25 protein-coding genes and 1 other annotated feature are annotated in these 23,577 nt (G+C 40.8%); of the genes, 22 read left to right on the plus strand and 3 right to left on the minus strand.

All coding sequences use genetic code 11. From position 1 onward, the window contains the following. Positions 1-274 precede the first annotated feature (274 nt). From AC0VXY_RS10330 to AC0VXY_RS10340, 3 genes are all read left to right on the plus strand, one after another. Positions 275-1,768 (plus strand): lipase family alpha/beta hydrolase, encoded by a 1,494-nt coding sequence (locus AC0VXY_RS10330; RefSeq protein WP_475527695.1) that lies wholly within the window; start codon positions 275-277, stop codon positions 1,766-1,768. Between the two features lie 172 nt (positions 1,769-1,940). Then, positions 1,941-2,615, plus strand: a complete 675-nt coding sequence (locus tag AC0VXY_RS10335; RefSeq protein WP_475527696.1) for a Type 1 glutamine amidotransferase-like domain-containing protein — start codon at positions 1,941-1,943, stop codon at positions 2,613-2,615. A 34-nt stretch (positions 2,616-2,649) separates the two neighbouring features. Continuing rightward, positions 2,650-3,390: a class I SAM-dependent methyltransferase gene (locus tag AC0VXY_RS10340; protein WP_475527697.1), complete on the plus strand. Its 741-nt coding sequence runs from the start codon at positions 2,650-2,652 to the stop codon at positions 3,388-3,390. 90 nt (positions 3,391-3,480) lie between these two features. On the opposite strand, the gene AC0VXY_RS10345 is transcribed toward AC0VXY_RS10340, so the two are convergent. Further along, a complete protein-coding gene (locus AC0VXY_RS10345; RefSeq protein WP_475527698.1) occupies positions 3,481-4,296 on the minus strand; it encodes an STAS domain-containing protein in 816 nt (271 codons plus the stop codon). A gap of 327 nt (positions 4,297-4,623) precedes the next feature. Between AC0VXY_RS10345 and AC0VXY_RS10350 the strand changes: the two genes are divergently transcribed. Further along, a complete protein-coding gene (locus tag AC0VXY_RS10350) occupies positions 4,624-5,187 on the plus strand; it encodes a GNAT family N-acetyltransferase (RefSeq protein ID WP_475527699.1) in 564 nt (187 codons plus the stop codon). Positions 5,188-5,269: 82 nt separating this feature from the next. Continuing rightward, positions 5,270-6,091 carry an MBL fold metallo-hydrolase gene (locus tag AC0VXY_RS10355; protein WP_475527700.1) on the plus strand — a complete coding sequence of 274 codons (822 nt, stop codon included), beginning with the start codon at positions 5,270-5,272 and terminating at the stop codon, positions 6,089-6,091. A 183-nt stretch (positions 6,092-6,274) separates the two neighbouring features. Here the strand turns inward: AC0VXY_RS10355 and AC0VXY_RS10360 are convergent, their stop codons facing one another. Further along, complete coding sequence (locus tag AC0VXY_RS10360) at positions 6,275-6,820, minus strand: GNAT family N-acetyltransferase (RefSeq protein ID WP_435990984.1); 546 nt, start codon at positions 6,818-6,820, stop codon at positions 6,275-6,277. A gap of 312 nt (positions 6,821-7,132) precedes the next feature. Here AC0VXY_RS10360 and AC0VXY_RS10365 point away from each other — a divergent pair, with 312 nt between their 5' ends. The 13 genes from AC0VXY_RS10365 to AC0VXY_RS10425 all read left to right on the plus strand — a co-directional run bounded on the left by AC0VXY_RS10365 (position 7,133) and on the right by AC0VXY_RS10425 (position 17,177). Further along, on the plus strand, positions 7,133-7,399 hold the full coding sequence (locus AC0VXY_RS10365; RefSeq protein ID WP_435990982.1) for a CD3324 family protein: 267 nt from the start codon (positions 7,133-7,135) through the stop codon (positions 7,397-7,399). Between the two features lie 162 nt (positions 7,400-7,561). Then, positions 7,562-8,200 carry a FusB/FusC family EF-G-binding protein gene (locus tag AC0VXY_RS10370; protein ID WP_475527701.1) on the plus strand — a complete coding sequence of 213 codons (639 nt, stop codon included), beginning with the start codon at positions 7,562-7,564 and terminating at the stop codon, positions 8,198-8,200. Positions 8,201-8,363: 163 nt separating this feature from the next. After that, complete coding sequence (gene rlmN, locus AC0VXY_RS10375) at positions 8,364-9,434, plus strand: dual-specificity RNA methyltransferase RlmN (RefSeq protein ID WP_034759748.1); 1,071 nt, start codon at positions 8,364-8,366, stop codon at positions 9,432-9,434. Positions 9,435-9,669: 235 nt separating this feature from the next. Then, on the plus strand, positions 9,670-10,716 hold the full coding sequence (locus tag AC0VXY_RS10380; protein WP_475527702.1) for an ArsR/SmtB family transcription factor: 1,047 nt from the start codon (positions 9,670-9,672) through the stop codon (positions 10,714-10,716). A gap of 13 nt (positions 10,717-10,729) precedes the next feature. Then, positions 10,730-11,953 carry an MFS transporter gene (locus AC0VXY_RS10385; protein ID WP_475527703.1) on the plus strand — a complete coding sequence of 408 codons (1,224 nt, stop codon included), beginning with the start codon at positions 10,730-10,732 and terminating at the stop codon, positions 11,951-11,953. Positions 11,954-12,076: 123 nt separating this feature from the next. Continuing rightward, the gene (locus AC0VXY_RS10390) at positions 12,077-13,426 is read left to right on the plus strand and encodes an NAD(FAD)-utilizing dehydrogenase (protein WP_475527704.1); all 1,350 of its coding nucleotides are present in this window, start codon (positions 12,077-12,079) and stop codon (positions 13,424-13,426) included. 98 nt (positions 13,427-13,524) lie between these two features. After that, positions 13,525-13,890 (plus strand): hypothetical protein, encoded by a 366-nt coding sequence (locus tag AC0VXY_RS10395; RefSeq protein ID WP_475527705.1) that lies wholly within the window; start codon positions 13,525-13,527, stop codon positions 13,888-13,890. A gap of 95 nt (positions 13,891-13,985) precedes the next feature. Next, on the plus strand, positions 13,986-14,447 hold the full coding sequence (locus AC0VXY_RS10400; RefSeq protein WP_475527706.1) for a DinB family protein: 462 nt from the start codon (positions 13,986-13,988) through the stop codon (positions 14,445-14,447). Between the two features lie 122 nt (positions 14,448-14,569). Beyond that, positions 14,570-14,761 carry a hypothetical protein gene (locus AC0VXY_RS10405; protein WP_435990969.1) on the plus strand — a complete coding sequence of 64 codons (192 nt, stop codon included), beginning with the start codon at positions 14,570-14,572 and terminating at the stop codon, positions 14,759-14,761. 79 nt (positions 14,762-14,840) lie between these two features. Then, entirely contained in the window at positions 14,841-15,623 is a 783-nt protein-coding gene (locus AC0VXY_RS10410; protein WP_475527707.1) for an HAD-IIB family hydrolase, read from the plus strand. 141 nt (positions 15,624-15,764) lie between these two features. Beyond that, positions 15,765-16,199 carry a MarR family winged helix-turn-helix transcriptional regulator gene (locus AC0VXY_RS10415; RefSeq protein WP_435990965.1) on the plus strand — a complete coding sequence of 145 codons (435 nt, stop codon included), beginning with the start codon at positions 15,765-15,767 and terminating at the stop codon, positions 16,197-16,199. A gap of 26 nt (positions 16,200-16,225) precedes the next feature. Next, complete coding sequence (locus AC0VXY_RS10420) at positions 16,226-16,861, plus strand: nitroreductase family protein (protein WP_475527708.1); 636 nt, start codon at positions 16,226-16,228, stop codon at positions 16,859-16,861. 19 nt (positions 16,862-16,880) lie between these two features. Continuing rightward, a complete protein-coding gene (locus AC0VXY_RS10425; protein WP_475527709.1) occupies positions 16,881-17,177 on the plus strand; it encodes a putative quinol monooxygenase in 297 nt (98 codons plus the stop codon). A 64-nt stretch (positions 17,178-17,241) separates the two neighbouring features. On the opposite strand, the gene AC0VXY_RS10430 is transcribed toward AC0VXY_RS10425, so the two are convergent. Then, a complete protein-coding gene (locus tag AC0VXY_RS10430) occupies positions 17,242-18,915 on the minus strand; it encodes a ribonuclease J (protein WP_475527710.1) in 1,674 nt (557 codons plus the stop codon). A gap of 167 nt (positions 18,916-19,082) precedes the next feature. Between AC0VXY_RS10430 and AC0VXY_RS10435 the strand changes: the two genes are divergently transcribed. From AC0VXY_RS10435 to AC0VXY_RS10450, 4 genes are all read left to right on the plus strand, one after another. Continuing rightward, positions 19,083-19,736: an O-methyltransferase gene (locus tag AC0VXY_RS10435; protein ID WP_475527711.1), complete on the plus strand. Its 654-nt coding sequence runs from the start codon at positions 19,083-19,085 to the stop codon at positions 19,734-19,736. Positions 19,737-19,797: 61 nt separating this feature from the next. Next, positions 19,798-20,007, plus strand: a binding site (T-box leader). Between the two features lie 144 nt (positions 20,008-20,151). Beyond that, the gene (gene tyrS, locus AC0VXY_RS10440; RefSeq protein ID WP_475527712.1) at positions 20,152-21,408 is read left to right on the plus strand and encodes a tyrosine--tRNA ligase; all 1,257 of its coding nucleotides are present in this window, start codon (positions 20,152-20,154) and stop codon (positions 21,406-21,408) included. Between the two features lie 117 nt (positions 21,409-21,525). Beyond that, positions 21,526-22,530 (plus strand): serine hydrolase domain-containing protein, encoded by a 1,005-nt coding sequence (locus AC0VXY_RS10445; protein WP_475527713.1) that lies wholly within the window; start codon positions 21,526-21,528, stop codon positions 22,528-22,530. Positions 22,531-22,543: 13 nt separating this feature from the next. After that, the gene (locus AC0VXY_RS10450; protein ID WP_475527714.1) at positions 22,544-23,512 is read left to right on the plus strand and encodes a GNAT family N-acetyltransferase; all 969 of its coding nucleotides are present in this window, start codon (positions 22,544-22,546) and stop codon (positions 23,510-23,512) included. Positions 23,513-23,577: the final 65 nt, after the last annotated feature.

Raw genomic sequence — 23,577 nt, forward strand, 5'->3', positions numbered from 1 at the left:
GATATTGAGATGCGATATCGATAACCGAAATCGGACGATCCTACTATAGCATAGGATTTACGGTAACAAAAGAAAGAACACATAGATTTACACAAATTTAATATTAGTGGAATGTTAGACTATTTAGTTTAATAGTGAAATTCAATCTGAGTCATTCTTACTAATCTCTCATCACTTATTAGACCTTTCTTCACATATTGCTCAATCCGGGCATATCTTCTGATTCATGCCGATATACTTTACAGGTTTAGTTCAACGGTAAAGGAGAGAGGTTATGTTCAAAAAGATTAGTATGACGATTTTGGCGCTCTTTTTATTCCTGCCATCATGGAGTCAGGCGGGATCTTTCGGAAATGAAGATCCTTCAGGAGTTCCCGGGCAGTGGTATGTAGGTACGACTCCTTCGTATGTTGCTCCTTCAAAGCAACCGATCCTTTTTGTTCACGGTTTGAATAGCTCTTCAAATACATGGTGGAACGATAACAATATGTACGGCACTGCCTATCAAAATGGGTATGAGACCGCTTTTATCGACCTGTATCCTACAAAAAATATGTGGGACAACGGCGCGCTCCTGGCGCAAAAAATACGAGAGATTTACAATTACTACGGAGAGAAAGTGGTGGTTGTCGCCCATAGTAAAGGAGGAATCGATACCCAATCGGCTCTCGTTCACTATGGTGCCTTTCCTTATGTATCAAGAGTGATTACCCTTTCTACACCTCATCACGGCTCACAATTGGCGGACTTGGCTTATAGCAGCTGGGCGGGTTGGCTTGCTGGCATCCTTGGCAGTAAGAATGATGCCACCTACTCCCTGCAAACGGGTTATATGGCATACTTCCGGTCGGAAACCGATCAGCATGTGAATGTAAATAAAAATCCAATCTATACGTTCGGAGGGACAAAGTGGGGGGGCTTTGGTAGTTCTCTTTATTGGGGCGGATTATATCTTTGGGGGTATGGAAGCAATGATGGAGCCGTTACGGTCAATAGTTCCAGACTTCCATATGCCACTGAGCTGAGGGTGGGTGACTGGAATCATTTCACCATCAAAGAAGGATCCTCCACTTTCAACTTATTCAGGGATTATTTAAATGAAAGCACGGCCAATTCATCAGGTGAAAAGGTTCAAATTCAAAGCAGTGAGCAATCTACATCCTTCAATACTTACGCAGCCTCGTATGTCAGAGGTGGAGAAACGAACGGGAAAAAACAAGAAAAAGTCCTGGTTGAAGAAGGTGCTGATTCGGTCACCTTTGATTGGATAAGTAATTGTTCTTCCTCTCGTATAACCCTGCAGGATCCGAAACAGACAATACATTCTTCCTTCAAAGTAAAAAAAGACGACGGGGAGTATTTTAACGGGGCTTATCATTATACTCTTACAATTCCAAACCCTATTCCTGGCGAGTGGACTCTCCAATCATCCTCTTCAAATTCAGAGAAATATCTTATGAATGTTTCATTTGAGAGTACAGTGAATGATGCTGTGAAGGTGAACATTGATAGGGATGAAATCAGCTTGAAAAAAAAGGACAGTAAGATCAAACTCCAACAAGAAACCACAATCGAGTATTATAAGAACGGCAATTTAAAAGAAAGAAAGCTGAAACTTAAGGAAGGTACACTGAAACTACCCAAACTGGGCGAAGGCGTTTACAACGTAACCATTGATATAGACGCTGAAAAAGATAAAAAAAGATTCAAACGGACCCTCATCAAAACGATTTATATTGATTCAACTGGGAAGGTATTCGTTCAATAATAAGTCCTCATTAGGGAAGCTCATGAGCAGCTTCTCTTTTTTCAACTTGATAGAGGGACGGACCTCCAATATTATGATAGATGATGGAACAAATCCTGATTATTGCTATAATTATGATAATTGGGTGGGAGAAATTGGAGGTCCGTCCCTCCAGTAGGAAGGGGTAGTTAGATTGGGTGCATTGTATCTTTCTGGCGGTGGCGATAGGGATCAGACGTGGGCTATTGATAGGGAGTTTGCAGGTGAGTTGGCAGGTAGGAAATCATTATTATATCTGCCGATGGCTATGGATCCGGGTGATATTTCGTATGAGGCGTGTTATGAATGGATTAAGAGTGTGTTTGCACCTTTTGGTGTTAATGACATTACGATGTGGGTGGATCTTAGGGGGAGGACCCTGGATGACCTTAAGAGATACTCTGCTGTGTATATAGGAGGTGGAAACACGTTCAGTTTAATGCATCACATTTTCCAATCGGATTTCCACGTGCATTTATCGGCTTACAAAGAAGAAGGCGGGATTATCTACGGTGGGAGTGCCGGTGCGATTGTGATGGGTAGTAATATAGCAACGTGCATCCATATGGATAAAAATAATGTTCAGCTGATGACGAGAGATGGGTTGTTTTTTCTCAATGATTTATCGATATGGTGCCATTACGAGGAAGGAAATGACCCACTGATCCATCAGTTTATTCAGGCATACCGTAAGCCTGTCATAGCCCTGAGTGAAGAGACCGGTCTAAAATTCAAGAGTGGAAGAATGGAAGTGCTGGGTACCAAGCCCGCCTATGTTTTTAATATGGACCTGATGAAACGGGTCTTTGAGCCTGGCCGATTTATCTGAAAGCCAATGAATAATAAGAGAAAGAAGGAGAACCATGAAGCAAAATATTTATGACAATCCTACATTTTTTGAAGGGTATATGAATTTGCGCGATTCCAAAATGACCTATAATGATTTTCTTGAACAGCCTGCAATGAGAGATGCACTTCCAGATCTGAAGGGGGAAAGGGTAATGGATCTTGGATGCGGAACCGGGGAGTTGTCGAAATACTGTATTGAAATGGGTGCATCAGCTGTCGTAGGGGTGGATATTTCTGAGAAGATGATCACCAGGGCATTACAGGAAAATAAAGACGAAAATATTAAATACGTTTGCAGTCCGATTGAAGACCTAACATTTCCAACAGAACCTTTTGACTTGATTGTAAGCTCACTGGCGATCCATTATATAGAAGACTATGAATCTCTGATTCGAAAGCTCCATACCTTTTTAAAGCCGGGCGGTTTGTTGATCTACTCAATTGAGCACCCTGTCGTAACCGCACGAAAGAACATGAAAAATTGGTGGGAAAATGCAGATGGGGACCGGTTGCACTGGGCAATTGATCATTACCGGGAAGAAGGGAAACGGGAACAGCATTGGTATGTAGACGGAGTGATCAAATATCACAGGACAATACCGACCTTGGTTAATGGGCTTATTAGTCATGGTTTCATGTTAGAAAAAATGCATGAGCCTCTGCCCACGGAGGAAGGGATTAAACTAATGCCGACTTTGAAAAATGAAGAACGAAGACCATCATTTCTTATTATCATATCAAGGAAAACAGCCTGATCGGCTAATTTAAACTTACGTTAGCTATCTCATATACATATAAAAAAGGACTTCAGCTAATGATGTCCTTTTTCATGTTTATAGAAGCGATTAATGAGCTTCTACGGCTTTATTAAGTGTTTGATAGACTTTAATTGTAGAAATATTAATGCCCATTTGAACAAATTCGATACTCATCTCGGGACGCATTCCTGATAAAATCGGTTCAATTCCAAGTAATTTAAGGCTGTCAATCAGTTTCATGACTCCTTGTTGAAATAACGGATTCACTTCATACACACCGGAAAGGTCGATGATCAATTGTTGTATGGAAAGCTTTTTGCACTCGAGTAGAACATGCTCTGCCATCATTTCTCCACGAACTTCATCGACTTGACCTATTAAAGGCAGTACAGCGAGGTCCGAGAAGATGGGGACAACCGGTGTAGATAAGGATAGATATTTTTCTTCAGAGATCTTCAACTGCTCATCTGCATATTCACTATACGCTTCACAAAAAGCGGAAATCATCGTCGTAAAAGATTCGTCGATATCATGGGTAATCTGCAGGAGGAGCTCTTTCGTCAAAGTGTCATCATTATGAAGAACAATATCTTCTAATATCACTTTTTTATAGAGAGAAACTTTGCTTATTGACATATTGAGAGGGATTCCTTGACCGGAAGCAAGTCTTCCAACCTCTTTTCCCCAGTGCCTTGAATGACTCTCAAACCTTTCTCCTTTCAGTAATCCATTGCTAATGAGTTCAATCAGCTGGACAAAATATGGCAGATTGTCATTTCTTCTTTCTTCGACATATAGGTCAGGGTAAGATGTTGCAAGTTCAGAGAAGATCGAGTTGGCGATTTCCTGTTTCCTTTCAATCAATTGATCCCCAATGGATGTGGTGATTGTATGGTGAGTCATTTTCATCCTCCAGTTGAATCTTTTTCCTCTAGTATAGAGTATTATTCATATTTAGTATAGGCGAATAATAGTATACCAGGTATATTGACAAAGAAGTGGATTTTCCCTTATAATTTCAATAATTTAAAATATTTCCAATTAAACGACTCGATCGGAGCATTGCATAAATCTGATATATACAGAAATTACGTACTGGAATCCCATTACTGAGAATTCGTTAAGGCTGGAAACGTACAAATGCAGATTACTGAGGTGATGACTTTCGTCCTTAGGATTTAGTTCTTGAGGAGGAGGGTTTTTTATTTTATTAAAAAGGAGTGTTTTGAAATGAATACCGTATTAATTGATGTTCCTACAATGATCGAAACAGAAAGACTGGAACTAAGGATGCCTCAACCGGGTGACGGCCGTGCAGTCAATGCAGCGATCAAGGCTTCCTTATCAGAATTACAGCCGTGGCTCGGCTTTGCCCGAAGTAACCCATCTGTTGATGAAACGGAGACGAATACCCGTCAAGCGCACGCCAAGTTTGTTACCAGGGAAAGCCTGAGGTATTTGATATTTTTGAAAGGTTCAAATGAATTCGTTGGTTCAACAGGTTTTCACAACATCGATTGGAGTGTTCCGAAATTTGAAATCGGTTATTGGATCGATACCCGAATGAGTGGTAATGGGTATATGGCAGAAGCGGTCGGGAAACTAACGGAATTCGCTTTGAATGAGCTGAATGGAAAAAGAGTGGAGATAAGATGTGAATCGACGAATGACAAAAGCAGGGCGGTTCCTGAAAGAATCGGCTATGAATTGGAGGGGATCCTTCGAAATGAAGATCTGTCAGTCGATGGAGAACGATTAACGGATACATGTGTGTACGGGAAAATTTCCGGATGATTGAATCGAATTGCAAATGGAAGGACCGTTCTATAGAATGATAATGTAATAATTTCCAATTTTCATAAAAGGAGGTTTTCTTTTGCACCGATACATCTGTGAAACATGTGGAGTTCAGTATGAAAAAACGTCAGAAATCCCAGAGCACTGTATGATTTGTGAGGAAGAGAGGCAGTATGTCAACCCCAACGGTCAATCCTGGACCACATTGGAAAACATGAAGGGGGGATCCTTCAGGAATAAAATCATTCTGGAAGAACCTGGACTATACAGTGTGAAAACATCCCCGGATTTTGCCATCGGCCAGACGGCTTATCTCGTTCAACATGAAGGATTCAACCTTCTATGGGACTGCATTTCATATCTTGATGAAGAAACAATCAGTGAGATCACTAGACTGGGAGACTTGGACGCCATCGCATTATCCCATCCCCATTATTATTCTACTCAAGTAGAATGGGCGGAAGTTTTTGGCGTGCCCATCTATATTCACGAGGATGACCGGGAATGGGTAATGAGGAAAAGCGATCACATCGTTTATTGGTCAGGTGAATCTATTCATTTACATAACGGGATCACCATTCATCGACTTGGTGGACACTTCAAAGGGGGTGCCGTCCTGGAATGGGAATCAGGTTTTAATGGTAAAGGCATCCTTCTCACAGGGGACATTATCCAGGTAGTAGCAGACCGGGAGTGGGTCAGCTTCATGTACAGTTATCCAAACCTTATTCCTCTTCCGTCTTCAAAAGTAAAAGAGATCGCTTCAAAAGTGAATGAAATGAAGTTTGCCCGTTTATACAATGCCTTTCATCGCGTTGTAAAGGAAAATGCGCATGAGAGAGTACAGAAGTCTGCCGACCGTTACGTAAGAGCCTTGGAGGGTACTTGGTTTGAGACTTAATCAGACAACTGGTATTCTTTTTTGCTGCTTCACTGTAAGGATGCATCTGGTAAATGGGCTGATTGGGAAAAAGCCATAAACAAGATCGGGGAAGAGGTAAAGAGGAGTATTAAGTGATTAGTCCGGACTGAACATAAAACCACCCGTTTTCTCAGGAAAACGGGTGGTTTTATTCAGTTGATTTCATGAAACCGGCCAATCTTTTTTTAACATACTATAGGTCACAATGTCTTCATAATGATCGTATAACCACTGCCCATCCCGTGTGATACCTTCTTTTGCAAACCCTAAACGTACTGGAATCCCTATGCTTTTCTCATTGTTGACGACACATTGGATTTCCACCCTGTTAAGATCCAATTCGTTAAATAAATAGTTTACCAGGGAAGAAACGGTCCGTGTGATGATTCCTTTACCTTGTGCTTCTTCACTGAGGAGATATCCAATGCTCGTGCTACGGGTTTTCCAATCTATAAAATGGAGTCCGATCATACCGACTAATCTCCCTTGATAACGTATCCCTGCATCAAATCCGTTGTTATCCGCATAATTCTGGATCCAAATAGGGATGACCGGCTCTAAATCCTCTGGTGATCGGCGTTTATCTACCCACAGAAGCCACTTGCGAAGATGATCCCGGTTCGAATCAATCAGCTCGTATAGTTCCTCCTTATGGTGCTGTTGAAATAGCTCGATTGAAATCTCTTTATCTACGGTAAATGAAAACATGGGAACATCTCCTTTATTATATTTAGAAGATTATACCATATTTGTGGTGTTGATTCGTTTATATATGAATAAAATTTATGGATATAAAGGGGATTTGTTTTATAATAGAAGAAAATAGTTGAAGGAGGTGGTGACGTGGTAATGAGATCGATCTTGCCAGAGTCCCAAGCGTCTCATGCAAAGCCTATTATTAGAAAGGCGACACTTTGCATGGGATGGTATCTAATTTGATCGCCCTGAAAGTCCATTTCTAGTAAGTCGGCTTTGCACCTTATTGACTGAATTCAGGTAGAAGATAAGGAGCTGACTGAAATGAAATATGTAAAAGCGGAAAGCGTGTTACCTCAATCATTAGTAAAAGAAATTCAAAAATATGTACAGGGGGAAACCCTCTATATACCAAAACCGAAAGCGGAATACCGGAAGTGGGGGAGCCGTTCCGGAAGCAGAAGGATCATTGATGAACGAAATGACAAAATCAAAGCAGCTTTCTCAAATGGAAAGTCGATTCATGAATTAGCCGGTGAACATTACCTTTCAAGTGAAACAATCAAGAAAATCGTTTATAAAAGGCGCTGAGTTGTATCAGTGCTTTTTTCAGTGTATATATTAATTCTAAGTGAAACTCTACATATCCAGAAAGCATAATAAGGGTATATAGTATATGAGAGAGTACATGCTTATCTGCATGGCTGAAAAGATAAAAGAGTGTAAAATGTTTTAGATTTAGGAGCGATAACGATGGATTCATTTATTCGAAATGATCAATACAATTTCATCAAGTATCAAACACAGGCGCTGATTAACGGGTATTCAACGGTAAATGATCTTGGTGTTCTCCAAGCATTGAGAGGACTTGTGTACGATAAGGTGATGAATCTATTTGAAGACCTATCCCCACTGCAGCTGAAGGAACTTGAAACGATTATTACTATCCGGGATACAGAGCAAGCTGAGGACTTTCTGATTGGACTAAAGTCATTCGTGATCCCTTTTCCTGCCTTGAGTGATTCTGCAGTGAAAAAATTATTCCCTAAGGTAAAAAAGTTAAAAACACCTGCATTGGATGAAATAGAGTTAAAAGACATTTCCTATCTGGGTTGGAATGATTACGGTCAGGAACGGAAATATATTGTTGCAGAATACGAAGGGAAGTTTAGAGGGTTCAAAGGAACGTTCAAAAGCAGTAGTAAAAAAGGGCTTTGTACGATATGTAACACGTTTGGAAGCATAGGATTTTACCTTTCCGAATCCAAAACGTCTGCACATGGAACCTTTGTAAAGAAAGGCAATTATATTTGTCAGGATAGTGGTGAATGTAATGGAAAGCTGAAAGATAAAGAGAAATTGGATGATTTCATCCAACGAATCAATCATTAAGACACCATACGCCGGGCAAAGTTCCCGGCGTATATTTTTTATCTTTTTACTATATTACGGAATTCCAATTCTTCTCAACACTTATAAATCCCTTGAAACATTCCCATACTTTAAGTAGTATAGATAAGTAGAAAATTGTAGAGTTTTGAAATGAGGGTTTTAAATGGAAAAGAAATCCATATATGGATTAACATTAGATCAACTGACCACTTGGCTTGTTGAAAACGGACAAAAGAAATTCCGCGCGGCTCAAGTGTGGGATTGGCTATATAAAAAGAGAGTGACAAACTTTGCGGATATGAAGAATTTGAACGCTGACTGTGTACAGCTATTGGATGATCACTTCTATCTTCATACGCTCACACAAGAGGTTAAACAGGAATCGAAGGACGGTACAATCAAATTTTTGTTCAAACTTGAAGATGGAAATCTGATCGAGACCGTTCTGATGCGTTTTAACTATGGCCTGAGTGTGTGTGTCACGACACAGGTAGGCTGTAACATCGGTTGTACATTCTGTGCAAGTGGACTCTTGAAGAAGAACCGTGATTTATCCAGCGGCGAGATTGTCGAACAGATTATGAATGTTCAACATCATTTAGATGAAGCAGGAAACGGGGAACGTGTCAGTCACATCGTCGTGATGGGAATTGGTGAACCGTTCGATAACTACGATAATATGATGGACTTCTTCCGTGTCGTGAATGACCAGAAGGGTCTTTCCATCGGAGCGCGCCATATTACCGTTTCCACAAGTGGACTTGCTGATAAGATTTATAAATTTGCCGATGAGAATATTCAAATCAACCTGGCCGTTTCTCTTCACGCACCAAACAACGAATTGCGTACAAGGATCATGAAGATTAACCGTGCGTATCCGCTCGAGAAATTAATGCCAGCGATTGATTACTATTTAGAAAAAACAAATCGACGTATAACATTTGAATATATCTTGTTGAGTGATGTGAATGATCATAAGGAAGAAGCCCTTCAGTTGGCGAAACTGCTGAAGAATAAGCGTCACCTTTCTTACGTCAACCTGATTCCTTATAACCCGGTCGACGAGCACAATCAATATCAACGGAGTACAAAAGAAGCGATCGTTGAATTCTACGGGACATTGCTTGAACATGGCATCAACTGTGGTGTACGTGTGGAGCAGGGGACAGATATCGATGCAGCATGCGGTCAGTTGAGAAGTAAGCAGATCAAGAAGGATAAAGTAAAATCGTAATATGTATGAATAGAGCACATGAATTCCTGATTGGGATTTATGTGCTTTTTTGTTGTGAATACCCTACTGAAACTCATCATATTGGATCTCATTTTTAAAAAATGATAATGAAAATCCACGTTTTCTGGAGAACCAGGAACTTTTTTGAATATAGGTTCGATTTATATTGAATTTAATATACAACAATTATAGAATATTTATTAAGAAGAAATTTTTGGAAAAGAGGTGTGTTAATATGGATGTGCTCCATATGACCAGTCGAAAAAGAGAGACATATGAAGTAAGGGTTGAATCTTCCCTGCTATGGGAATGTGCTTTAGGGATTGCTGCCATCACCAACACAAGGCTCATTGATACTTTAGAAAAAACCAATGCATCATGGGACAAGTTAAAAAAGTCTCTAAGCAACTCATTGATCCAGGATTTAGAATATGTAGAAAAGAATAATACGTGGAAATCCCTTCTTCTATTATTGCATCAAAGAGAATTTGTAACCTTACAAGATTTCATCACGTACATGGATGACCTTGATGATGAAGAAGTCAAATATCATTGCATTCCCTACATAGGGCTTAAATTTCAGGAACTTCGAAAGCTTGCATCAAAGGGGGATGTGGCAGCAAGGAACAGATTAAAGGAACAGACGGATGATAACCCATATTATCCAGGCTATATTGAATTCATCTGCACCACAAATGTCCTCAACCTTAAGAAGCACTTAATGAGTGTAATGACCAGATGGTATGAAGAAGTGATTCGACCTGAACAAGAGACACTATCTGGAATATTGACTAGGGATAGACAGTCTAAGAAAGAAATGAGTGAAAAGCTAAATCCTGAGGCTTTGGTGGAATGGGCCACAGGCGGCATCACTTATTTGCCCGAGCCGGCTGTCCACACAGTACTCCTCATTCCCCAGTCCATTTACCGTCCTTGGAACGTCGAAGGGGATGTTGAAGGAGTGAAGGTGTTTTATTACCCTGTAGCCAATGAAAGTATTTATCCGGATGATAAGAATATGCCAAGTTATTTTCTTGTCCAGAAGCATAAAGCACTCGGGGATGAAGCCCGCTTACGAATGGTGAAATTCTTGAAGGGATCAGAACGGACTCTTCAGGAAATCACCAATGAACTGGGCATGGGGAAATCCACCGTCCACCACCATCTGAAAATTCTCAGGTCTGCTAGGCTCGTCGAAACCCGGAATGGGAAGTATCGCCTGAAAGAGAATACTGTTCAATCGTTATCGAATGAATTGAATCACTATTTAACAGAGGAGTAAAGGGGTGTCCAGAATGGGAGAGCGTGCGGTCACGGTGAGTCAAATGGCAGATTTCCCGCCTTTAAAGAAAAATTATCCTGTTTTCAGGTTCATGGGTGGAAATCTGATTTCATTTTTCGGAGATCAGATCTATTTAATTGCCATTCCACTTATGGTTTTATCTTTAACAGGTTCACCTGTGAGCATGGGGATTGTAGCGGCACTTGAGAGGTTACCGATTCTGTTGCAGCCTTTCGCGGGTGTCTTGTCCGATCGTTTCAACCGAAAGCGCCTGCTCCTTTTATGCGATTTAGGACGGTGCATACTTGTCGGGATGATCGGGATTCTATTTATAATCGGTACTCTGGAGATGTGGATGGTATACCCCGTGGTGTTTGGTATTGGATCATTAAGTCAAATCTATAATACTTCTCAATTTGCTTCAGTTCCAAATCTGGTGAGAAGAGAAGACCTTCAAGCTGTGAATTCACTGAATTCGGGGATGTTTAATTCAGCTGTTTTTTTAGCACCAGGTATAGGTGGATTAATCATTTCTTTTTTAAATCCAGGATATGCCCTGTTGGTGAATAGCGTCAGCTTTCTGGTATCCTTTCTTGCCATTGCGAGTCTCAGGATGATGCGGAATGAGAGAGATTCATCAAGAGCTTCCATTTGGGGAGAGATCAGGGAGGGATTTGAATTCGTTCTAAAGACCAAACCAATTTTGTACACAAATCTCGCCATGGTATCTTCCGTATTCGGAACAACGTTGTTCCTTACATTATTAGTGTTTCACTTAAAAGATTCCCTGAATATAAATACGGTTATGATAGGTTGGTTGTTATCAGCTGGCGGAGTGGGTGCCATTATAGGTGCGGTGACGTCGAACTTCTTGCGGAAATGGTTTTCTTATAGAAGCATATTATTTTCGGCCTCTGTGATTGGAGGACTTTCAATTCTTTCTTTCGGGTTGATGGAATCGTATTTCTGGCTCGTTATCATGAACGCAGTAGGGACCTTCTGTGCTTCGATAATGAGTCCCTGCATCATTACAATCCGACAAACGCTGTCCCCCGATCACTTATTGGGGAGGGTGCAGGCCACGAGTCGTCTCATGACGTGGGTCCTCATGCCCATCGCCGCATTTCTGGCAGGAATACTGGCAGAAGCAATGGGAACCAACCTCACCATCGTGCTTGCCGGTGCGATCTCGACACTCGCCTCCATCCCCTACCTCCATCATAGTTTGAAAGATTAGAAGAGGGACGGACCTCATAAGTTCATTATGGTAGGATGGGAATAGCATATAATTGAGATAGTAATGAATAAAATCGGTTTTATCGTTATGAAATAACGGGGAACGTAGAAAGGGGAAAAGGGGATGCAATCGAATCACCATGACATCACCATCATCGGAGCAGGAGTAAGCAGTATTTTTCTTGCTTATACCTTGATGAACCTCAATGAACATGTTTCCATCCACATGATTGATCTCGGCAAGGAACTGAGTGAACGTACATGTGGATTGGATGAGGGAGGAACCTGCACGTGTGAAGGTGTGTGCAGTAAATACATAGGGTTTGCAGGCCTTGGGAAATCCGAGGGCAAATTTAATTATACGACTGATTTTGGCGGAGAACTTGGCAGGAAAATCGGACAGCAAAACACGCTTGACTTGATGAAGGAAGTAGACCATATTCTCTGTGAATTTGGCGGCGATACCATTCACACATATAGTACGAAAAATGAGAAGCTTTCAAGTAGGGGCAATGAGGCGGGCTTGAAGGTTCTTTCCACGGAGGTCCGTCATTTAGGAACACGGCTGTCGAGCGAGATTTTTCAAAAGATGTTTGAGATGCTTCAAAAACGTGTTACTTTCAGTTTTGAAACACATGTCGAGACCATTGCAAAAAAGGAAAAGGACTTTCTTTTAAAGTCGACAAGCGGTCAATTCACCACAGAAAAATTGGTGATCGGCACAGGAATGAGTGGAAGCAAATGGCTTAAAGAACAAGCAGCATCACTTGGACTTTTTCCGGGAAAAACGCGTCTGGATATGGGGATACGCCTAGAAATGAAAGGTGATCAACTTCAATCGATATTAAAAGATACCTTTGAAACAAAGCTTAAGATCGAAAGGGACGCATTCAGTGCCACGACCTACTGTATGAATCCACAAGGGCGGATTATCCGGAAGCACCAGCATGGTTTAGTGATGCCGGACGGACAAAATGCCCGTGAAGAGGACACACCGAGTGCGAACCTGAACTTCAGCTTATTCATTCCGCGTTATTTTCAATCCCATGATGATGCAATGAAATATGCAGGGGACATCATAGGTGGAATCAATCAAGGACGAGGGAGGATTGTCGTTCAGAGATTGCAAGACTTTAAACTCCATAGACGTACTGAATCGTTGGAGGGGAATTTGATAGGTCCGTCCCTCAATGCGGAATGCGGAAATATGCGGGAAGAGGTCCCGGAATTGTATGGGAGGGCGCTTATCGAGTTTTTAGTTTCTATGGAAACCCTTATTGGGGAACCAATCCACCCTGATACGCTTCTGTACGGGTTGGATGCGAAATTTCATGAACCGAAATTACCTACGGATGAAAACTTTGAAACGGATATATCAAATCTTTTTCTGATTGGTGATTGTTCGGGAGAAACTCATTCCCTGTCGCAGGCCGCGGCAAGCGGTGTATATCTAGGGACATATTTCGGTCAATAGGCTTCCAATAAATGATAAATTTAGGAAAAATTGAAACCTTTTTGTCTGTTTTTTCGTATTAGTAGAAAAGAACAGACAGAAAGGATTTTTTTATGGGATTGAGAGTAAATCAAACCGGTATTGATTATGAGGAGGAAGTATACAATCAAACCAAACAGCAGGTGAGTATGTATTCTTTCCTTCGATTGCTGGGAATATTTATTTTCTTTGGGTGGGGGGTTATGTTCTTCACAGTCCCATTGAATATTAATGAAAAATTCGAATGGGTTCATGTGAATGGCATTCATATTAACGGAAAGATGATGAGGGAATTCTTTTTATGCTTGTTCACTGTTGGATTCGTTTATTTTGGATTGCTATATTTATATTTTAAAAAAACGTGGGGGAGAAAAAGATTATTGATCACGTTAGTATGTCTCTCAGTAGTCGATGGACTCCTATTTGTTTTATCACTCTATAGTTAGGGATGTTATAAAGATGATTTAAATGTACTAGATTTCCATAGAAAAAGAATAAGCAGATAGTTAAATACATTATATATGAAGGGCAGGTTGATTAGATGTTAGAACTTTTTTCATATAACTGGCAAGTGAGGGATGATTGGTTTGAATGGTGTAGAGGAATAAACTCTGCAGAACTCAATAAAGAGAGGACAGGCGGGATGGGGAGCATTCTGAAAAATCTTTTTCATGTAGCTGATTGTGAACAGATATGGATGAATCAATTGCAGGGGATTCCCCCCATGGAAAAAGATATCCATGCCATTACTACACTGGAAGAAGTCATCGCATTTTCGGAATTGACACGGCAGCAAACCGAAAGCTTTATATCTTTATGGACACCAGCCTATGATAAGAAAGAATTCAATATGACTTCAAAGTCAGGTAAAACGTATACCTTTACATACAAAAAAATAATGCAGCATATCGTCACCCATGAAATTCATCATATCGGGCAATTATCCGTGTGGGCAAGGGAGATCAGGGAAAAACCTGTATCGAGTGATTTTATTTTTAGATGAAGAATGTGTACCAGCAGGAAATGCCACGAAAATTGATGTTCAAACAGAAATCCCTTTAGTCCTATGGGTATCAGTGATATACTTGATGGAATGAGCATCTGGAAGAGAGGAATAAAAGCCGTATGAGATATATGAAGTCACAAATGAAACTGTTAGTCAGGGATAATAAAGAATTACAAGGAAGACTGAAAGTATTGATGGAAGACATGAATTTAGAGAGAACATTTGCCCTTAAAGCCTTGTATCATTCGGAAGTTGCGGATGGTGGGAAATTTCAGGCTGCGTATCAGGCATTGGACTTACCAAAGGAGTAAGTCTTTTTTTTTTATGAAATGGTTCTTCGCTTTTATCTTATATGGTAAAATCATACATATTGTGAAAGGGTGTACATATATGAAATTCGTATTTGACTTAGACGGAACCATTTGCTTTAAAGGAAAACCGATTTCAACAAGAATCGTCCAATGTTTACTTGAGCTGAAATCGAATGGCCACGAAGTGATTTTTGCATCTGCCAGACCGATTCGGGATATGATCCCTGTACTGGATAATCGATTGCATTCTTTTCCTTTGATTGGTGGGAACGGTTCTCTTCTTTATCATCAAGGAAAAGTGATTCATGCAACTTCTTTCCATGAAAAAGACCTTAAGAGGATCCATGACCTCATCCATCAATATGAGGCAACCTATTTAATCGATAGCGAGTGGGATTACGCTTATACAGGTGCTGCCGATCATCCAATCCTTGATTTCCTTGATCCTGACAATCTTGCCCAGAGGCATCCAGTCGCTTCACTGAACTCAATTGTGAAGATATTATTGTTATCAGCATCTAACTTTCAGGGATTAATTGATGAATTGCAAGACTTGGATATCGTCGTAAACATACATACGAATGAAAACGTAGTGGATATCAGCCCTTCCAATATTCATAAGTGGAGCGCACTCTCGCGATTTGGAGTGGATGAAGAAGACTTTATTGCTTTTGGTAATGATGCCAATGATATCAGTATGTTCCAGAAAGCAAGACATGCTGTCATGATAGGGTACCATGAAGGACTTTCGAGCTTTGCTGATGAACAAATCCCACTTACAGGAGATTATGAAGGGGAAATTATTAGGAAGTTGAGGGAATTGACATCTGCATATAGTGAAATCAGTGTAGAAACGAAGTAAGTTGGCTAAGGAGAAATCCTTTTAGCCGGCATTTTTTTTCGTCTGGATCTAAATGATTGACTCTCAGTATTAAATATATTATATTAATTGACGGGTCAATAATTGACCTATCAATCATTTAATTAAAAGGAGGAGGATGCTTTGTCCAACTCGTGCCGTGAGGAAGAGAAGATCATTGTTCAACTCAATGATATATATAAGCAAATGAGTCCGAAATTTGAGCGCTGTACAGGTATCAGTCAATCGCGACTGGACCTATTGCACAGACTGTTTGAAGTGGAAGAAATCAGCCAGACCGCCCTTCAACGTGAAGTGAATATTGACAGTGCCGCCGTGACCAGGCATTTGAAACAACTTGAAGGAAAAGGAATGGTTTCCCGTCGTAAGAATCCTGCGGACAACCGTTTTACTTATGTTCGACTGACAGAAGAAGGAAGAATGAAGATTGAGGCTTACAGGGAAGAGAAAGAGATTTTCATCTCTAAAGTCTTCAAGAAATTCACTGAAGAAGAACGTTCGATTTTATCGGGCATGCTGAATCGAATTCAGGACAATGTTCAAGAAATCGAATACTAATCAAAACACATGAAGGAGAATGCATCATGAATACAACAAAAATTAATGATTTCAATGAAATTATCACAGGTCGCCGTTCCATTCGAAACTATGACCCATCCGTGAAAATCAGTAAAGAAGAAATGACAGAAATTCTTACGGAGGCAACACTTGCACCGTCTTCTGTTAACCTGCAGCCCTGGCGTTTTGTTGTAATCGACAGTGCAGAAGGAAAAGAAACCCTTGCACCACTTGCCAAATTTAATCAAACCCAAGTGAAAACATCTTCTGCAGTCATCGCTGTATTTGTTGATATGAACAGCCTTGATTATGCAGATGAAATTTACAATAAAGCTGTCGAAGAAGGACTAATGCCTGCAGAAGTAAGAGACAGACAACTGCCAGCCATTAAAGGTTTACTTGAAACGATGGCTGCAGATCAGTTCAGGGAAATGAATCTTATTGATGCAGGATTAGTATCCATGCAATTGATGCTTTCTGCACGTGCCCACGGATATGATACCAATCCGATAGGTGGATATGAAAAAGATCAGATTGCTGAAGCATATGGCATGGACAAAGAACGTTATTATCCGGTTATGTTGATTTCTATCGGGAAAGCTGCCGATGCGGGGTACAAATCAGTCAGATTACCAATCGAATCCATTGCAGAATGGAAATAAATAAACGAGGAGAAAAGACATGATTATTATACACGCAGAATTTCAGATCAATCCAATGAAAGAACAGGCATTTTTAGAAGTGATCCGCCCACTTGTCGCTTCATCCAGAGCGGAGGAAGGCAACATTTCTTATGATTTAATGAAGGATACAGAGAGAGAAAGTGTCTATACAATGGTAGAGGTATGGAAAGACCCATCTGCTGTTGAGAGTCATAATACGAGCGAACATTTCACATCATTCGTTGGAAGAGCACCAGAGTATTTAGCAGCTCCTTTAGATGTGAAGATATATGAGGGAAATAAGGTAGAAAAATAATAACTTACTTGAGAAGCACCCGGCATGAGCTGGGTGCTTTTATATTTATAAAAGTGCCTCTTAACTAAATCTCAATAATAATCGGCAATAGAACAGGTTTTCTTCTTAACTGCTTGAATAAAAATTGACCAACGTCTTTTTTGATTGCTTGTTTCATTTCTTTCCAATCCCGGATATTCGCTTCGGTCAAATCATCGACTACCTTTTTTACTAACTGGTTAATATCTTTAAGGAGTTCCTCTGAATCACGAACAAATACAAATCCCCTAGAGATCGTATCAGGACCTGAAATAATGGTATGATCCGATTTATTGAGGGTAACGAAGATGATCAGCATCCCATCCTCTGAAAGCTGCTTGCGATCACGTAAAACAATGGATCCGATATCCCCGACACTCAAGCCGTCCACATAGGTATCACCTGCTGGATGAGATCGAGTTTGACGAGCGATGGAATTCCTATTATCCACGGCTTCCCCGTTTTTGATGATAAACGTCTTCCCATTCTCCACTCCCACCGATTCGGCAAGTAAACGGTGATGGTGAAGCATCCGATATTCACCGTGAATGGGGATAAAGTAAGTTGGTTTCATCAATGTCAGCATGAGTTTTAAATCTTCCTGATAACCATGACCGGAAACATGCATTCCTGTAGAGCTTCCACTTCCATAAATGACGTTGGCACCCAGTTGGAAGAGGTTATCAATGATGCGGGAGACGTCTTTTTCGTTACCGGGTATGGGTGATGCTGCAAGGATGACCGTATCATCAGGATAAATGGATACCCCGCGGAAATTCCCAGTCGATAATCGGCCGAGTGCAGCCATGGCTTCCCCTTGACTCCCTGTACATAAAATGGTTACTTTCTCTGGAGGTAATGCATCGATTTCACCTGCATCAATCAGCATGCCCTCAGGAACCGTCAAATACCCTCGGTCCAAAGCGACAGATACTACATTGATCATGCTTCGACCTAATAATGCCAGCTTCCGATTCGTCTTGATGGAAGAGTCCACCACTTGTTGTACACGATTCACATTGGAAGCAAAAGTGGAAACAAAGATTTTACCAAGTGCTTTAAAGAATGCTTCATCCATATGGTTACCTACCATTTGTTCGGAAGGCGTAAACCCGCGCCGTTCTGCATTTGTGCTTTCAGAAAGCAGTACCAGGACACCTTCATCGCCAATCCTCGCCATCTTATGAATATCTGCATATTGGTGATTGGCAGGAGTTAGATCAAATTTAAAGTCGCCTGTGTGTACAACCTTCCCTTCTGGCGTATGAAAGACAATCCCCAGACAATCGGGTATGCTGTGACTGACCTTGAAGAAAGATACATCGATGGATCCCAAATGGATTGAACTCCCAGAATCAATCGTTAAAAGTTTTGTATCCCGGATGAGCTTATGTTCTTCTAACTTTAATTCAATTAATCCCAATGTAAAATGAGTAGCATAAATAGGGATGTTGATTTTTTTGAGGAGATAGGGAATCCCGCCAATATGATCCTCATGACCATGCGTGACAATGAGACCTCGGATTTTGTCTTTATTTTTCTCAAGATAGGAAACATCGGGAATAATTAAATCGATCCCTAAGAGACTTTCATCGGGGAATTTCCCCCCGCAGTCAATGATGATGATATCATCACCATATTTAATTACATACAAATTTTTTCCGATTTCATTCAGTCCACCCAGTGCAAAAATAGTCAAACCCTGTTCATTTGTTTCCAAGAAAGAACCCTCCAAGACACGTTTTTCTTACTATTCCCGAATGAGTTTGTTCCAATTACAAAATTTAGCTGCTGATGAATTTAATAAGAGATGCACATAATTTAATATTCTGAAATGGAAAATTATGCTATGATAACAAGAGGATTTTAAAGGGAGTGAAGAAAAAAGTGTCAACAAATACTTGGACGCAAGTCGATCAATATTATGCTAGTAAACTACAAAAAGCGGATTCCATTATGGACTCTGTCCTGAGAGAAAATAGTGAAGCCGGACTTCCTGCGATTGATGTATCTCCGAATCAGGGGAAGTTCCTATCATTACTTGCCCAGCTTAAAGGGGCAAAAAGCATTCTTGAAATAGGGACTCTGGGTGGGTACAGCACGATTTGGCTTGCCAGGGCCCTGCCGGAAGATGGACGTCTGGTCACCCTTGAGTTCAGTGAAAAACATGCGCAGGTTGCCGCACGAAATATTCGCAATGCAGGGGTAGAAGATAAGGTGGAGATCAAAGTGGGTGCGGCTCTTGATACACTGCCATCTCTTAAAGGTTCATTTGATTTCATTTTCATAGACGCCGATAAACAAAACAATGCCAATTATTTAAAGTGGGCACTTCAACTGGCCCAGCCTGGGACAGTTATCATTACAGATAATGTGGTTCGTGGCGGGAGGGTGATTGACGAAAACAGTGAAGATGAAAGCGTTCAAGGTGTCAGGTCATTTGCCGAGATGTTGTCTCAAGAAGACAGAATCGATTCAACAGTCGTTCAAACAGTCGGATCGAAGGGGTACGATGGATTTGTAATGGGGATAGTGAGATAAAGATATAAATTCTATTGTAATGATCACCTTTTTTCTGTAAAATAAATGAAAATTCTAAATCATACATGTCATGATAGGAATCAGTAGTGACTTATCTCCCTGTCTTAGAGAGCTGATGCTTGGTGGAAATCAGTACACAGATAAGCGCGAATTACCTCCTTGAACATTCTTTGTGAACATAAAAGTAGCAGAGAACGGCCGGTCCGTTATCCGAATCGAGTGGAAGAGAGATCTTCAATGAGGGTGGTACCGCGTAAACCACGTCCCTTTATTAAGGGGCGTGGTTTTTTGTTTTTGGCTTAAACATTATGAAATGGAAGGAGTAGATCAGTTGGTTTATTGGCGGATATTCCGTTATAACGGTGAATCCAAAAAAAAACTGCTTATTTCCATCATCAATCAAGGAGGAACAATAATGGATCACAAATGGGAATCTCTTTCAAAAGTTCAACAGCTCGAAGTCGAAAGGCAGCTCCTGCAATATAAAAATGGAGTGCATGAAATCATTCCAGAGACAGAGTTGAAACAAAAGCTGGTGAAATCAATTTCTTCTGGCCATCCTTTGAAAATCAAGCTGGGACTGGATCCAACTGCTCCAGACGTTCACATCGGACATACAGTGGTACTGAATAAATTAAGACAGTTTCAGGAAAACGGACATATCGTCCAGCTGATTATCGGGGATTTCACGGGTAAAATCGGTGATCCCACAGGGAAATCTGTTGCAAGGAAGCAACTGACGGATGAAGAAGTGAAAAGAAATGCCCAGACATATTTTGAACAATTCGGAAAGGTCCTGGACAAGGAAAAAGTGGAGCTTCACTACAATTCAAGCTGGCTATCATCCTTGAACCTTGAAGATGTGATTCACTTGTCTTCAAAGATCACAGTCGCGCGATTGATTGAGCGAAACGATTTCTCCAAACGGTTATCAGAAAAAAAACCGATTTCACTTCACGAACTGTTCTACCCTTTGATGCAGGGATATGATTCCGTCGCCCTCGAAAGTGATGTGGAGCTTGGGGGTACGGATCAGCAGTTCAATGTCCTGATGGGGAGACATCTTCAGGAGCATTACAACCAGGAAAAACAAGTGGTCATATTATTGCCATTACTTGAAGGGCTTGACGGCGTTGATAAAATGTCTAAATCGAAACATAATTACATCGGAATTGATGAAGATCCCAATCAAATGTTTGGGAAGACGATGTCGATCCCTGATGAGCTGATAACAAAATACTTCAATTTGATCACCGATTTATCGTTAGAAGAAAAGGAGCGGTTAGCCGTTGAAGTAAAGAGTGGTGCCCTTCACCCGAGGGATGCCAAAATTCTTCTGGGAAAAACGATTGTAAGGATCTATCACGGAAAAGAGGCAGCGGAACAGGCAGAGAATCAGTTCAAAGAGGTCTTTCAAAAAGGGGCACTTCCTGAAGATATCCCCGAGGAGGAGTGGACGGGAGAAGAGAACATGTCGGTAGTCGATCTCCTTGTAGCCTTAAACATGCAAAGCTCTAAAAGTGAGGCACGGCGGATGATAATAAATGGAGGCATCAGGATCAATTCAGAAAAGGTTCTGGATGTACAGTCGATCATAGAGATTAAAGATGGGATGGTTTTGCAGGTAGGGAAGAGAAAGTTCATACGGTTAAGAGTGCAAGAAGAAATGTAAGATTGATAATGATACTCAGCTGGAAACATGGTCATGGGGAGTCAAGGGGGGACTCTTCATGGCTAATTATATATGCTATAATTTTCCACATAGACAATAATAGAATGGGTGTTTACGATGAATGAACTACATAACATGATCAAAGAACATGCAGAAACGGAGCATTTTTCTGGAACAATTATGGTAAAGAGAGACGGCGAGAGCTTCTTAGAATTGGCATTTGGGTCTGCCGATCGCAGTGAAGAAAGAGAAAATACCCTAGATACACGATTTGGTATTGCATCCGGATGTAAATTATTTACTGCTGTAGCCATCTGTCAACTTATAGAAAAGGGAGAGGCTTCTTTTCATACGCCAATAAAAGAATATTTGAACTTCACATTCCCACATTTAGATGACAATGTGACCATCCATCATTTACTTACCCACACCTCGGGGATTCCAGACTATTTTGATGAGGAAGAGATGGATGACTTTGAAGATTTGTGGAAGCAGACCCCAATGTACTTAATGAGAAAAGGGGAAGATTTTCTTCCGTTCTTTCAAAATAGCTATATGAAATTTTCTCCTGGTGAAAGGTTTCATTATAACAATGCAGGATACATCATTCTGGGGTTGATGATCGAGAAGCTTTCTGGGATGACGGTGCAAGAGTACATCAATAAGCATATTTTTGAACCGGCGAATATGAACGCATCTGGGTATTTTCGTCTGGATCAATTACCTGAGAATACGGCTTACGGGTACATTGATGAGCCAGGCCGCTCATGGAGAACCAATATGTACTCCATTCCCATACAGGGTGGGGCGGACGGCGGGGCATATGTCACGGGTCCTGATATGCTTTCATTTTGGAAGGCTCTTTTATCAAATAAGCTACTTGATGAAGAGAGTACAAGGCTCATTTCAGAACCCCATGTTATAGTCAAAGAAGGAGTGAACTATGGGTATGGAATGTGGTTGAATCTACCCCATAAGCATCACGTGATGGGGTATGACCCAGGGGTGAGCTTTCATTCTGCCTATTATCCTGAAAAGAATATAAAGACAGTTATTCTCTCAAACGAGAGCTCAGGTGCTTTCGCTGTTATGAAATTGATAGAAAGCTATTTCAATAGATAAAAGGAGAACAACAATGGGCACTGTTAACATAGAAAAGGCTAATATTGAAGATGCATTCATCCTTACCGGTCTAAAAAAGAACGTTTTCGACACGGAAAAAGAAAAATGGCTACGGGGTCAGGAAGATATCGTTGATTTTAATATCCAGCCACCAGGGTATGATTCAATCGAAATGACTAAGTACATGATCAGGGAATTGAATTATTTTAAGATCCATTATGAAGGGATACTTGTAGGGGGATTGATTCTAACAGTGGTCGGCAAACGACACGGAAGAGTAGACCGGATATTCGTCGATCCCTTATACCAAGGAAAAGGGATCGGCTCTAAGGTTATGGAATGTATGGAATCTGAGTATCCAGAAGTGATGACATGGGAGCTTGAAACCTCAAGTCGACAACTGAATAATCACCATTTTTATGAGAAAATGGGGTACAAAAAGATCTTTGAAGCGGATGAGGAATTCTGCTATGAGAAAAAAATGAAAGAAGGGGTTGTTGTAGAGGGTGAGTCAAGGGAGATTACCATTCAAAATGATACTTTAAACGACGGGGATCTTTCTGGACTACAGGTGGAATATAGCAACCTGAAAAACATCGATTTCTATGGAATCAATGGAAGTTACTCCACTTTTAGCAACAGCAACCTGATGGGTGTCCAGTTCAACAATTGCAATCTCAGTGAATCCCGCTTTCAAAATATCAATCTGCAAAAAGCGTTAATTGCAGACCTTAATTTGTCTCAAAGTGAAATGGGTCATGTCACACTGGGTGGCGTTCACGTTCATGACACAAACCTTGGAGAAAAAAATGAGCCGATCAGGTTTGAACGCTGCGACTTTCATGGTAGTAAGTTTGATAACTGCAATTTGAACCATGCTGAAATTTCAAACAGTGATGTAACCGGTATGAAGATCAATGGCATATCAGTGGAAGATCTTATGGAAGCGTACAGATCGTTCCAGGGGGAAAAGAAAGAATAAACTATACAGACACCCATTATTCAGTCAGACATATCATATGTATTGACTGAATAAAAGAGGTGTTA

The organism is Rossellomorea sp. QJM3NY_18, assembly GCF_056173145.1.